At 35.5% G+C, this 14,580-nt stretch carries 12 protein-coding genes; 5 read left to right on the plus strand and 7 right to left on the minus strand.

Translation table 11 applies throughout. The annotated features are described in order from the left end of the window. Positions 1-3,445 (minus strand): PKD domain-containing protein (locus H7350_RS17050; RefSeq protein ID WP_235989344.1); only part of this gene is annotated, 3,445 nt, incomplete at its 3' end. 31 nt (positions 3,446-3,476) lie between these two features. Then, positions 3,477-3,950 carry a hypothetical protein gene (locus tag H7350_RS12365; RefSeq protein WP_204346241.1) on the minus strand — a complete coding sequence of 158 codons (474 nt, stop codon included), beginning with the start codon at positions 3,948-3,950 and terminating at the stop codon, positions 3,477-3,479. A gap of 226 nt (positions 3,951-4,176) precedes the next feature. Between H7350_RS12365 and folE the strand changes: the two genes are divergently transcribed. The 5 genes from folE (at position 4,177) to H7350_RS12390 (ending at position 8,053) form a co-directional block, all read left to right on the plus strand. Beyond that, positions 4,177-4,845, plus strand: coding sequence for a GTP cyclohydrolase I FolE (gene folE, locus H7350_RS12370; protein ID WP_204346242.1), 669 nt, complete (start codon positions 4,177-4,179; stop codon positions 4,843-4,845). Positions 4,846-4,936: 91 nt separating this feature from the next. After that, complete coding sequence (gene cysS / locus H7350_RS12375; RefSeq protein WP_204346243.1) at positions 4,937-6,418, plus strand: cysteine--tRNA ligase; 1,482 nt, start codon at positions 4,937-4,939, stop codon at positions 6,416-6,418. Positions 6,419-6,420: 2 nt separating this feature from the next. Continuing rightward, a complete protein-coding gene (gene yidD / locus H7350_RS12380) occupies positions 6,421-6,654 on the plus strand; it encodes a membrane protein insertion efficiency factor YidD (protein WP_204346244.1) in 234 nt (77 codons plus the stop codon). A 65-nt stretch (positions 6,655-6,719) separates the two neighbouring features. Further along, positions 6,720-7,547, plus strand: coding sequence for a prolipoprotein diacylglyceryl transferase (gene lgt, locus H7350_RS12385; protein ID WP_204346245.1), 828 nt, complete (start codon positions 6,720-6,722; stop codon positions 7,545-7,547). 2 nt (positions 7,548-7,549) lie between these two features. Beyond that, positions 7,550-8,053, plus strand: a complete 504-nt coding sequence (locus tag H7350_RS12390) for a DUF192 domain-containing protein (protein ID WP_420825370.1) — start codon at positions 7,550-7,552, stop codon at positions 8,051-8,053. A gap of 10 nt (positions 8,054-8,063) precedes the next feature. Here the strand turns inward: H7350_RS12390 and H7350_RS12395 are convergent, their stop codons facing one another. The 5 genes from H7350_RS12395 to mdh all read right to left on the minus strand — a co-directional run bounded on the left by H7350_RS12395 (position 8,064) and on the right by mdh (position 14,516). Beyond that, positions 8,064-8,588, minus strand: a complete 525-nt coding sequence (locus H7350_RS12395; protein ID WP_204346246.1) for a hypothetical protein — start codon at positions 8,586-8,588, stop codon at positions 8,064-8,066. A 172-nt stretch (positions 8,589-8,760) separates the two neighbouring features. Continuing rightward, on the minus strand, positions 8,761-11,748 hold the full coding sequence (gene secDF / locus H7350_RS12400; protein ID WP_204346247.1) for a protein translocase subunit SecDF: 2,988 nt from the start codon (positions 11,746-11,748) through the stop codon (positions 8,761-8,763). Between the two features lie 185 nt (positions 11,749-11,933). Further along, positions 11,934-12,569, minus strand: a complete 636-nt coding sequence (locus H7350_RS12405; RefSeq protein WP_204346248.1) for a hypothetical protein — start codon at positions 12,567-12,569, stop codon at positions 11,934-11,936. A gap of 33 nt (positions 12,570-12,602) precedes the next feature. After that, complete coding sequence (locus tag H7350_RS12410) at positions 12,603-13,520, minus strand: SecDF P1 head subdomain-containing protein (protein WP_204346249.1); 918 nt, start codon at positions 13,518-13,520, stop codon at positions 12,603-12,605. A gap of 69 nt (positions 13,521-13,589) precedes the next feature. After that, the gene (gene mdh / locus H7350_RS12415; RefSeq protein ID WP_204346250.1) at positions 13,590-14,516 is read right to left on the minus strand and encodes a malate dehydrogenase; all 927 of its coding nucleotides are present in this window, start codon (positions 14,514-14,516) and stop codon (positions 13,590-13,592) included. Positions 14,517-14,580 lie beyond the last annotated feature (64 nt).

Genomic DNA, 14,580 nt, shown 5'->3' on the forward strand with positions numbered 1-14,580 from the left:
TATCTTCTACGATATTATTATATGGACTCGTTAAGGCATTTACATTATTATCTGCATCTGCCATAGTCTCATGGTAACTCACCGATAAACTAGGATCGCCTCCTGTTATCTCTATGTCTTTACTTGTCAAATCAAAAACGCCAAAACCGTCACTATCCGGATCGCAATACTCTAATGGCGTTGGTGTGTTCGCTATTGGTGCCTGCTCAACTATAAGCTCTAATGTCGTGGTATCATAACAGCCTGTATTGATATCTTGTACCCGTACAAATACAATTTGACCGTTGACCGTATTGGTATAAGGGATCGTTAGCGGATTTGAATTCATATCTGCATCTAACTGCGTGAAATGATAACTCACCGAATAATTAGAATTGTTTCCCGTTATCTCTACATTCTTTAAACTTAAATCTATACTCGTGATACCATCTGGCGTGCCATCATCACAAACCTCTAATGGGGTTGGATCGACAACTATTGGCTGAGAGAATACTGTAAATGTTTGAGTGCTGGTTGTAGGGCAAGTACCATTCGTTGTATACTCTATCGTATACGTTGCGTCAAAAGGCGCATTAGTTACCGTTCCTGTATTAGCATCTATTACTGCTCCATCAGTAGGAACAGGATCAAATGCAAAAGTTCCACCCGTTAACCCTGTAATCGTTGCAATTGCACCATCACATGTAGGAGACATTGTAAAACTTGAATCATCTAAAGAAAAGATAGTAACAGCAACACTACTAGAAGCTGGACAGTTTCCTGATGTTGTGTACTCTATTGTATATGTAGTTCCAGGAACGCCATTTAAAATTTCTCCAGTCGCAGGGTCAATTGTGGCTCCATCTGTAGGCTGCGGATCAACAAAAGCAAATACACCTCCTGTATCTCCCGTAATAGTAGCTGTCGCTCCTTCGCAACCAGGTGCATAAGTAAATGATGCATCTTCTAGTGGAAAAACAGTAACACTTTGATTGGTTGTTTCAGGACATGGTCCTGATGTTGTATATTCTACGGTATAAGTAGTTCCTGAAACACCTGTAATCAATCCCGTATTTTCATCTATTGTTGCTCCATCAGTTGGCACAGGGTTGAAAGCAAAACTTCCGCCTGTATCTCCTAAAATAACTGCAGTAGCACCTTCACAAGTTGGAGTTAAAGTAAAACTTGCATCTTCAAATGCCAATACAGTTACTGATTCAGTAGATGTTGCAGGACAAGCTCCAGCGACACTGTACTCTACAGTATATGTAGCGCCTTGAGTTCCGTTAGTAATGGTACCTGTCAAAAGATCAATCATCGCACCATCTGTAGGTATAGGATTAAATGTAAATACACCTCCCATATCTCCTGTAATAGTTGCAGTAGCACCATCACATGTAGGGGTTAAGGTAAAACCAGCATCCTGAGACGGTAAAACTGTTACTGTTTCAGTATCGCCTGGGCTACATGAACTTGCAAATTCATAGACAACAATATAAGTTGTTCCAGAAACTCCATTTGTAATAGTTCCGGTTGCAGAATCAATCATAGCACCATCTGTAGGTTGAGGATCAGCAAAAGCAAACACACCACCAACATCACCAGTTACAATTGCCGTTGCACCATCACATGTTGGCGTCATAAAAAAGGATGTGTCAAAAACCTGACCTACAATTATCGTTTCAGTATCATTGAGAGTGACTGTACAGGCGCCGACTGTGACATCTATAAGATTAAACACCTGATCTACTGTTGGACCAGTGATGGTGACTGTAGCAGAACCTGCTGCATCTAATGTCATGGTCTGGACAGCGCCAGCATTTATCGTATAATTTATAGTTGCGTTTGGCGTACCTGTTATTAAAAATTCAGCATCATCGCCTTCACAAATAGGATTTACAACTGCTGTAACATCAGCTGTAATTTCTTCTTCCATCGTAATACAAACCTCTTCAGTATACTCACATCCAAAATCATCCATTACTCTATATGTATAGCAATATGTCCCAGCTGCTGGTGGCGCAACTGTTATCGTATTTCCTGTAACATCTGTAATTGTAGGATCTGTATCCCAAGCTTCAGAAGTAATAACTGGTGTGAACGATAATTCAGGTGGTTGAATGTTAGGATCAAAATTTAATCCCCATGAAAATATATAACCATTGTCGATAGAAAGATTATCAACAATTTCTATACACCAATCACCATTGAGCGGACTTCCAACTAATTCGTTAAAAGATTCTACAGGAAGGTAAGTTCCTGGTTCCCAAGAATTGTTTGGAGGGTTAGAACCTGCAGTAATTGTATTCGCATTTGCTAATAAAACAGACGCAGACATAGAGAAACAATAATCGGCACCTACTCCAGGCGTATTAGAATTATCGTCATTTGCTCCACCGAAATAGGTTCCTCCACCTGCTTGAACAAATAAGTCTGCCTCTTGTCCGTTAGGCGAAATAATTTTTATATCTAAATCTCCAGAATAGGAATGCTCCATATTAACACAAATCTCAATAAGTTGATTTGGATCTGTTAACAATTGGTCTGATTCAAAACAATCAACAGTAATACAAGTTGTATATACAGCTCCAGAACCATCTGGTAAAAAAGTAGTTCCACTCACAGGAGGTGTACAATCATTAACAAAAGGCACTGCATTAACAACACCTTCAATTGTTGTAGTTTCTCCAAAACACAATGTATCATCTGCTGCTTGAGTACCTATAAAACTAGGCTCAGTAGCTACTTGAATAACTTGATTAATTAAATTTGTATTTGGGCATCCCAAAGGATCAGAATCAGTATTAGCATCACGAATATTCAAATTCACGATATATACACCTGGTAATGGGTAAGAAAATGTTGCTGTTTGACCAGTAACGAAGTTGCCATTATCTAAATCCCATTCATATGTTGCTCCTGTACCATCAACTTCAAAATTCCCACTACCTGTTAATGTGATTTCCTGATTAGGACACACTCTTATATAGCCATCTCCATTTGGTGCAGGTGAAGCCGTATCTATTTGAGATGTTATCACCTGACATGGTGTGAAACAAGAAATTTCTGCAGCCCAACCTGTTGTTGTTCCAGCTCCATCAGAAACAAACTCAATAGTTAAACATCCAGAACCATTATCATCTGTAGCAGTTACAAAACCTGGATTATTAGCACCGTCAAATGTTCCAAATGCTGGACTTGCCGTACTATCTCCATTATAAATGGTCATCACATCAGCACCTAATTGTGTATTGAAAGCTGTAAAATTTAATTGTACCAATTGACCTGCATTTTCAGGACATATGGTTAAGACTAAGTTTTCATCACTTCCATATGCTCCTCCAGGTCCTCCTGAATCATAAAATGTTCCTGAACAGGCATTAACTGTACCATTTTGCATAAGAACGTCTTGTGCATAGGTATGTACTGAAATTAGTGTGAAAATTATGAGTAGTGCTTTTTTCATAGCGAATAATTATAAATGGCTAATTAATATTTTATTTATGTTGAGATTTGATAATGATAAAGTAATTGGTATTATCAACTCTATACATATGTGATCCGTAAGAATAAAAATTGAATAAATATTTTAACGGATTAAAATTTTGAGGATTAAAATTGGTATCACGCTGTAAATTATCAACGTAATAGTCCATCAAAGGAACTTCCGATAACAAAGTACATGGTTTTTGATCACTTTGATTTGGAATGTTTTTAATTTCAATTCGATTACGAAGAATATTTTTAATGTCTTTTAAACGTTGTGGTTTATTTAAAACATTAGAGGTTGTTTTGTTTCCATAAACCTCATTTATCAACGCTAATTCATTGCTCGTTAGAGGTTTATTTACATTATTATTGTAGTTAACTGTTTGTTGCTTTCTGGAAGAATTTGAAGATTGAGAAAACATTGCAGGCGATGCTAACATAGCACAGAACAACAATAGAGGGAACAGTAATTTTGAGTTCATGATTTTTCTATTTTATGGATGCGGAATTTAAGAAAATTTTAATAAATAAACTGTTAAATCAGATATCATGTTCAGACATGCCGATTATAGGCATATAACATGCTAAATTAAAAAATCCCTACCCTACTTTCGTTTTTTTTTATTGCTTATCTTTGCAACCTGTTTAAAAACAGATAAAATGTATTTTTAATTAAAAAGAAATTTCCGTTTCTGCGGAATATAAAGAATGAAATTAGATAAAGATATAGATGCAATTGGTGATGACCACGTTGGGACGTCTTCTGAAACACCTCTGCGTAAAGATGCTTTTAAATTAACATCTTCTGAAAAAATCGACATCATAAAAGACGATGTAAGACACATAATGGAAACCCTTGGTCTTGATTTAACTGATGATAGCCTTAAAGGCACTCCAAATCGTGTTGCAAAAATGTTTGTAAAGGAAATATTTGGTGGATTAGATCCTGAGACCAAGCCTAGTGCTTCTACATTCGAAAATAAGTATAAGTATGGTGAAATGCTCGTTGAAAAAAACATTACAGTGTACTCAACCTGTGAACACCACTTACTTCCTATCGTAGGAAAAGCTCATGTCGCTTATATTTCTAATGGAACCGTTGTTGGACTTTCTAAAATGAATCGTATTGTAGATTATTTTGCAAAACGTCCTCAAGTACAAGAACGTTTAACCATTCAAATAGTAAAAGAACTTCAGCAAGTTTTAAATACCGAAGATGTGGCTTGCGTTATTGATGCCAAACATTTGTGTGTTAATTCTAGAGGCATCAGAGATGTGGATAGCAGTACTGTTACTTCTGAATTTGGCGGACAATTTAAAAACAAAGCGACCAAACGCGAGTTCTTAGATTATATAAAATTAGACACCACTTTTTAAACAAGCGTTCTTCCGAAGAAAAAATAAAATGTTAGATTTGACCATTATATAGTATGTCAAAGTCATAAACGCGTTTTTAACACCTAACACCATGCATTTGTACGAACAGCAAAAGATTCAAATTTATAACACCCTTAGCGGAACAAAAGAAACTTTTAATCCTATTGAAGAAGGTTATGTTGGAATGTACGTTTGCGGACCTACAGTTTACAGTAATGTACACTTAGGAAATGTGAGAACCTTTATGTCTTTTGATATGGTATTTCGTTACCTTAAACATTTAGGGTATAAAGTGCGCTATGTTAGAAATATCACAGATGCAGGACATTTAGAAAATGATGCGGATGCTGGTGAAGATAAAATCACTAAAAAAGCACGTTTAGAACAAATTGAACCTATGGAAGTCGTACAACGCTACACCGTTGATTTTCATAACATTTTAAACACCTTTAACTTTCTTCCACCAAGTATTGAACCAACAGCTACTGGTCATATCATCGAACAAATAGAACTCATTAAAAAAATAATAGATAATGGTTTTGCTTATGTAGTCAATGGATCGGTCTATTTTGATGTACACAAATTTAATGAGACTAACGATTATGGTATTTTAAGTAAACGCAAGCTTGAAGACCTCATTCACAATACAAGAGCTCTTGATGGACAAAGTGATAAAAAAAATCCGCAAGATTTTGCACTTTGGAAACGTGCCGAACCGCAACACATTATGCGTTGGCCGTCTCCATGGAGCGATGGTTTTCCTGGCTGGCATCTAGAATGTACAGCTATGAGCACCAAGTATTTGGGTGATAATTTTGACATTCATGGTGGTGGAATGGATTTAAAATTTCCGCATCACGAATGTGAAATCGCTCAAAGCGAAGCTGCCAAAGGTCAAGCTCCAGTCAACTATTGGATGCATGCAAACATGCTTCACCTTAACGGACAACGTATGTCTAAGTCAACTGGCAATACTGTTAATCCAGGAGAATTATTATCTGGTGACAATAATTTTTTCAGTAAAGCTTATGCGCCAAGTGTGATACGTTTTTTTAATGCACAATCGTCTTACAGAAGTGTATTAGATTTAACCGATGACGGCTTATTAGCTAGTGAAAAAGGCTTTTTTAGATTGATGGATGCAATTAACCTGCTAGACGATTTAAAAGCAGACGCTAATTCTACTTTTGATGTATCGCAATGGCGTCAATCTTGCTATGATGCTATGAATGATGATTTTAATTCGCCCATACTAATAGCCCATCTTTTTGAAGCTGCTAAACTGGTTAATCAAATTAAATCTGGTGATGCTTCTTTAACGTCTGATGACCTGGAATTACTTAAAAAAACCATGCGTGAATTTACGTTTGATGTTTTAGGTTTAGTTAATATCACAAAGGCTGATACAGGAACCGACAAACTTTCTGGAGCAGTAGAATTACTCATTCAATTGAGGCAAGATGCCAGAGTGAATAAAGATTTTGCTTTGTCTGATAAAATTAGAGATGAACTTGCTGCAAAAGGCATTCAACTAAATGATGGCAAGGACGGAACGACTTTTACGACCAACTAATCATGAAACGGATTTTAGTTGCTCCCTTTTTGTTTTTAATTAAAGTATATCAAACTTTAATCTCGCCTTTAACACCTGCAACTTGTCGATTTCAACCAACCTGCTCACATTATGCTAAAGAAGCCCTACAAAAACATGGACTTTGGAAAGGTGGCAAACTTGCCTTGATTCGTATTTTTAGTTGCCATCCCTGGGGCAGATCGGGTTATGATCCAGTTCCTGAAAAAGAAGATTAAAACTATCTTAACAGTAATAGTATTTTAGTGATAAATACTATCTTTATCCCATAAAATTAAATAGTATGTTTGCTCTCGATATGGTTTGGGATCCTTCAAAAGGATTAGACTTAAGTTTTTTTACACTACACTATTATAGTGTGATGTGGATTGTTGCGTTTATTCTTGGACTTCAAATCATGAAACGTATCTGGTACAAAGAGAAACAAAGTAATCAATCTTTAGATTCCTTATTTATTTATGCCGTTATCGGTATCATGCTTGGTGCTCGTTTAGGGCATGTGATCTTTTACCAACCAGAATTGATCAAAGAAGATTTCTGGAGTATTTTCTTACCATTTAGTTTTCAAAATGGCATAAAATTCACTGGTTTTCAAGGACTCGCTAGTCATGGTGCTGCGATTGCTATGATCATCTCCATGTACCTCTATAATAAAAAAGTATTGAAAAAAACAGTGCTTTGGATTTTAGATCGTGTGGTTATTCCTGTGGCGTCTGGTGCTGTTTTTGTCCGAATCGGAAATTTTATCAATTCGGAAATCATCGGTAAACCAACCGGAAGTGATTATGGTGTTACTTTTAAGCAATTGGGTGAAGACTTTCCAAGGCATCCTGCACAGTTATACGAAGCTGGCAGTTATATTGTTGTATTCTTTATTTTATGGTATTTCTACTGGAAAACGAAAAAGAGTGAACAAGAAGGCTTCTTATTTGGTCTATTTTTAGTCTTGTTATGGAGTATTCGCTTTTGTGTCGAATTTGTTAAAGAGCCTCAGGGCGAAGAATACTTCACCTTATTTGGATTAAATACTGGTCAGATGCTTAGTATCCCATTTATTTTAATCGGATTATACTTCATGTTTGTTTATAAGCCTAAGACCAAACTAAGTTAAACATGAATTCAGACGCTTTCAAAATCTGCATTTTAGTATGCTTCGGAATGCTTACATTACAATTTGTTTCATGTAAAGATGATCAGAAACCTTCCGAAGTTAAGTCTGTTGAAATTTCATTTAAAAAAGAAGGTGAATTGCAATTGAAAAAGGCAGCTACAGATTCTATTCTAGCCACTATTGACATTGAAATTGCTGATGATGAGTACACCACTCAAACTGGTTTAATGTATCGAAATAGCATGGCACATAATCAAGGAATGTTATTCATTTTTCCGAATACAGATTATAGGTCGTTTTACATGAAGAACACTAAAATACCTTTAGATATCATTTATATTTCCGAAGATAAAACCATTGTAAGCATTCAAAAAAACGCCAAACCTATGGATGAAAGTTCGCTCCCTTCTGAAGGACCTGCAAAATACGTCCTCGAAGTCAATGCTGGTTTAAGTGAGACTTGGACTTTAGAAAAAGGTGATATAATTGAATTTTCCAGACATTAAAATTAGCTTTCTAATTAAATAAAGCATTCTTTAAACGCTTATCCAGATTAAAACTTAAAGCCACGCGGTGAGAGCTCACATTATTTAAATTTCCGTCGTTAAACGGAATGCCGTAGCCATAAGTTAGATTAGCCCAACCATACAGACTAATTCCTAACTCAGGTAAAACTCTAAATTCTGAATGTCCATTTTGAAAATAGTTCACCGCTGAAAGTCGCAGTGCAAATACAGTTGCAGAAATCTCATACCCAATTTTAGGTGCTATCGTATGATGACGACCATCTCTTAGATTAGTCTCAACACCTATTCTAAATCCGTCAACACCAATAACGGGAATTTTACCGTTATCTATAGCAGTAACGTCACCAAACATAATATTAAATTCGAGAAAGGTTTCGTGTTGAACAATTAGCCCTGGAGAAAATAGAATATCGTCAAATTGTTTTCGTTCTATTCTAGAATCTTGCTCACCACTTTGAGCATATAAAGGCCCAGTAATGAGCACTAGCAATAAAAACAGTAAATTTTTAAACATATAATGAGTCTAATCTAAACCATTGCACTCTTCACGCACAACAGATTCTATTGATTGAAATGTTCGTTGAAAGATACTGAAATTAGCTAATAATTGTGTTAAGGCATTTCAAATCGTACTAAAAAAAAGCCATTTCAATTGAAACGGCTTTTTTTATTAGTATTTAGCATACTTATTTTTTATCCTCATCCTCTTTTGGAGGTGCGATTCCTTTATTCTTTAAAGTATCGTACATCAATGGTGTAGCGATAAATACCGAAGAGTATGTACCAACAACAACACCAACGATTAAGGCAAATAGTAAACCTCTAAGCGACTCAGCACCAAAAATGAACATTGCCAATAATACAACTAATGTTGTTAACGATGTATTTAATGTTCTACTTAATGTACTGTTAATTGCCGAGTTAATATTAACACCGCCTTTAAAGCCAGCACGTTCGGCAAGTACTTCTCTAATTCTATCAAATACAACCACGGTATCATTCAGAGAGTAACCAATAACGGTCAAGATCGCTGCGATGAATGCCTGGTCAATTTCCATACTAAATGGCATAAACTTGTATAATAATGAGAAAATACCTAATACAATTATCACATCATGGAATACTGCAGCTACAGCACCTAATGAGAATTGCCATTTCTTAAAACGGAATAAGATATATAAGAATACTACTAATAGAGATCCTAAGACCGCTAAAAATGATTCTCTTTTAATATCATCGGCAATGGTTGGACTCACCTTACTAGACAAGACAATACCGACATCATCCTTACCTTCAGAGAAATCTTTAAATGATTCTCCTTGTGGTAAATATGACTTAAGTCCGTTAAATAGCATCGTTTTCACTTCTTCATCAACTTCTACTGAATTTTCATCAACTTTGTATTTAGTAGAAATCTTTAATTGGTTTGCGCTACCAATAGTTTTAACCTCAACACTATTAAATACAGCTGATAAATCATCTGCTACTTGTTCAGAACTAACGGCTGCAGGAAAACGCACCTGATATGTTCTACCTCCAACAAAATCGATACCTTGATCTAATTTGTTTGTAAATAGAGAACCTAAGCATATTAATATTAAAATTCCAGAAACTACATAAGCAACTTTACGTTTACCGATAAAGTTAATGTTGTTTTTCTTAAATAGGTTTTTCGTAATTGACGTCGAGAAATCTAAAGATTTTCCACTATTAACATACCAATCTACTAATAAACGCGTAATGAATATTGCAGTAAATAAAGACGTTACAATACCTATTAATAATGTTGTAGCAAAACCTTTAATTGGTCCTGTACCAAATACAAATAAGATTATTGCTGTTAAACCCGTAGTAATATTGGCATCTAAGATAGAAGATAATGCATTAGCAAAACCATCTTTAACTGCCTCTTTTTGAGATTTGCCCTTACCTAATTCTTCACGAATACGTTCAAAAATAAGTACGTTGGCATCAACCGACATACCGATAGTTAATACGATACCTGCTAAACCAGGCAATGTTAACACAGCTCCTAATCCTGATAAAACACCAAAAATTAATAAGATGTTTAATAATAACGCAATATCAGCAAAAATACCAGCTTTTCCGTAGTAAAGAATCATCCAGATTAATACTAAAGCTAATGCAATTAAAAATGATTTTGTTCCACTTTCAATAGCTTCTTTACCTAAAGAAGGTCCGACCTGGTCTGCTTGAATAATTTCAGCTCTTGCAGGTAATTTACCAGCTCTTAATACATTGGCTAAATCTTCCGCATCTTTAACTGTAAAGTTACCTGAGATTTCAGTATTACCTCCTGGGATAGCTCCATTAGACGCTGTTGGCGCAGAATATACGATATCATCTAATACGATGGCAATCTGACTTTTTTGAGCAAATGCTCTTCCTGTCATTTCTTCCCAGATTTTAGCTCCTTTAGCGTTCATCTGCATTGAAACAGTAGGCTTGTTGGTTTGGCTATACGACTGTCTAGCATCTGTCACCACTCCACCACTTAATTCTGGTTCATCATCTCTATTACCTTTTAAAGCATAAAAATCAACATACTCTACTCCGGTTTCTTCATCTACTTCTGGAAGACCAAAGGCAAATTTAATATAACGAGCTGCTGGAGGAAGTTGAGATTTAACTTCTGGCATTTCAAGGTAAGATTGAAGTTTTTCTTTGTCTTCAGCTTTTAAAGCTAGCATTCCACCTGTTCTTGGTGGGCTGAATAAATCAAATAACGGATTTACTTGAGTTGTTGCTGTAGAATCGGTTGTAGTTTCACCTAATAATTCATCAATAGCGCTATCGCCTTCTGTATCTGTAGAATCTTGTACTTCGACTGCTGCTTCTTTTTCATTGACACCTAATTTTGCAATTAAAGCATTATTAGCTAGTGTTAAGAAATTACCCAAAGCCTGACCATTATCAACATCCCAGAACTGTAATTGTGCCGTTGTTGTAATTAAATCTGTAGCACGCTTCACATCTTTTACACCTGGTAATTCTACCAATACTCTTCCTGAGTTACCAAGACGTTGAATGTTTGGTGAAGTTACACCAAACTGGTCAATACGCTTACGTAATACCTCAAAGGCAGATACAATAGATTCGTCTACTTTTTCTTCAAGTTTCTTTCTTACATCAGAATCTGTCATATTTAATTCGATAACACCTTCTAAATCTTTGTTAGCAAAGATATCTGGCGATGCTAAGTTCTGGTCACCTTTTACAGCGTCCCAAGCATCGAAAAACGAATCTAAATATGGTTCCTGAGCATCTTTTTGAATTTCTTCAGCATCAACTAAAGCTTTATTAAAAGCAGGATCTTTACTGTTGTTTGATAGTCCGTAAAGAATATCTCTAACAGAAATCTGAAGAATTACGTTTAATCCTCCTTTAAGGTCAAGACCAAGGTTCATGGCTTTTTCCTTAACTTCTTTTCCTGTGAAACTCGCAACACCGATGTTGTATGCTTCTACATTAGACAATGAGTCTAAATAGTGAATTTCGGCTTCATTAATTTCATCAGGTGTTTGGAATTTACTTTCTGCAAATGTTTTTGCATCAGCATCAATTTGGTTGTTTTTGAATGTAAATGATAACTGGTAAATACTTACCAATCCAAATAACACTGCAAAAAGCTTTACTAGTCCTTTGTTTTGCATTATTCTATTGTTTAGGTCAATTTTTCAACGCGCAAATATAGAATTTACGGATGATTTGACAATTATTTTTTATAATTATATGTGTTGTTTGTGTAGCTTGTTTTCTATTAAAAGCTATACCTTAGTAGAGATATACATCCATTTTGACGTATATCTTTGGAAGTTTAGGGATCTAAAATGATTGATTAGCTAAAATCAAAAATCCCATAAGTTGAAGGACCTGCTCTCACTTCAGGTATTTTGTATGAGGTATTATCGATTCCGATAGCAATAGTTCTACGGAATTTATAAGCAGACTTTTCGATGCTTTCTTTAGCATCAATAGTTATCTCTTTTGACGTTATATCAACATTAGGATTTGAAAAGCGGTCATGCTCTGCTTTGGTCTCTAAAGCCAATTTTCCGTCTAAATCAAAACTATCATTTGCTTGTTGTATTTCGTAAACATCAACATTATAGTCAATTTTACGATCTTTGGAAGGCAATGGATTTTCAGAATTGCTCTGAGACAAATATCCTAACTCTATTGAAGTTTCCTCAGAAAGTAAAGCTTTGATGCTAGCAACATCTGTACCACTGTAGTAGGTGATTTTTAAACGGTTATCCTGTAATTCCTGAACTTGGATATGCTTAACTCCTGCTGCATACAACTGTTGTTTAACAGTGTCGATTGTATTTTGAGTATCATCTGTAGTTACAGCTGTTGAAGTAAACTGAAGTACGATTTCCTGATTAGGTACATTAGCTTGTTGCTGACTAGCTATGCTACCTAAAAGGGTTAATGTTATAATGAGAATACTAATGTACCATCTCGACTTCATGCGCCAAATATATAAAAAATAAAGAATTTAGGTTTACTCTTTATCGTTTATAGCAGATGAGTTGACGAACTTTAGCTTAGGAATACGTCGATGAGAACTCAATATGAGTGCTAAATCCTGAGCTTGCTCAAGTGTAAAACTACCAGCAATTTCAGTATTTCCACCTGTAATAGCACCACTTGACACTGTTGGTGCCGAATACACCATATCATTTAAGGTGATAGCGATTTGTGATTGCTGCTGATATGCGATTCCTGTCATACGTTCCCAACGGTTTGAACCCAGTTCGTTCATTTTTATACTTACCGTCGGACGGTTTGTATATGTATACGACTGACGAGCATCTACAATATGTGTTTCATTGATGAGTGCTATACCATCAGGTGGTGTTTTAACCAGATAGAGCGGCATATTATTTAATTCATCAGGAATTCCATACAAAAATTTAGAATGCTTAACATGCGCTGGCAGAAGTTGCTTCACTTCTGTTTTATTGAGATATTTGCTGAGCTGAGTAGTATCATTTTTTGAAACAGAGAACAATCCATAGACATAATCATTAGAATTAATCAAATCAAAAATAGGCTCAATTTCTTCTTGATCTTTTTTAAGTAGCGCATTTGCTTCAAGAAAAAACACACCTAAATCGTCTGCTCTAACAACCTCCCAAAATTCTAACTTTCCTGAGTTTGTAATTATGGTATTCAATCGGTTCACATTAAAATCTGTACTCAATTTGAGCTCAATTTGTTGTTTGTTATTGAGTTTGACATCGTAGTTAGATGCTAATTGAGCTAAGCGCTTATTTAAAGTTTCAACCGTTCCTTGCTTCTCATTATCTGATACTGTCTCAGAGTTTTCAAATTCATAAATAATAGAAAATTTATGTTTTGGTGTTACATTTCCGCAGGACAATAAAGCCACAACTACAAATAAGTACATGTATTTCATAAGAGACGTTAATTAAAAAAGGCTATCATTAGATATGATAGCCTCAAATATATTTAAAAAATGATAGAATTATAATTCTAATAATCCGTTGGTTTTTTGAACACCTTCTGCACTTTCTTTTAAATGCGCCTCCTCAGCATCACTTAATTTGATAGTAACTATCTCTTCAATACCATTACGTCCTAAAATTACAGGCACACCAATACAAAGGTCGTTTAATCCGTATTCACCTTCTAAAAGTGTTGAACAAGGAAACATTTTCTTTTGGTCACATGCAATGGCCTGAACAAGTCCACTTACTGCTGCACCTGGTGCATACCAAGCAGACGTTCCTAATAATTTTGTTAAAGTAGCACCACCTACTTTAGTATCTTCTTTAACCTGATCTAAACGATCTGCTGATAAAAATTCAGAAACTTTCACACTATTTCTGGTTGCATGCGCAGTTAATGGCACCATTCCTTTATCGCTATGTCCACCAATTACCATACCGTCAACATCACTGATAGGTGCTTCTAAAGCTTCAGCTAACCTATATTTAAAACGAGCAGAGTCTAAAGCGCCTCCCATTCCAATGATTCGGTTTTTAGGCAAGTTCGTTGTTTTATGCACTAGATACGTCATCGTATCCATTGGGTTACTTACTACAATAATAATTGTATTAGGAGACTGCTCTATTAAGCTAGATGATACGGATTTTACAATTCCTGCATTAATACCGATTAACTCTTCACGTGTCATTCCTGGTTTACGAGGAATACCAGAAGTAATCACACAGATATCACTACCTGCTGTTTTAGAATAATCGTTAGTAACACCTGTAATTTTAGTATCAAAACCATTTAAAGAAGCCGTTTGCATTAAATCCATCGCTTTACCTTCTGCGAAACCTTCTTTAATGTCTAATAATACCACTTCACTAGCAAAATCTTTAATAGCAATATATTCTGCGCAACTTGCACCTACTGCTCCTGCTCCAACTACTGTAACCTTCATATGTTTTTATGTTTTTAAATTGTGTTGTTAAATGAGAGTGCAAAATTACAAATTTTTAGAGTGT

Source organism: Psychroserpens algicola (assembly GCF_014526325.1).
Lineage (GTDB): Bacteria > Bacteroidota > Bacteroidia > Flavobacteriales > Flavobacteriaceae > Psychroserpens > Psychroserpens algicola.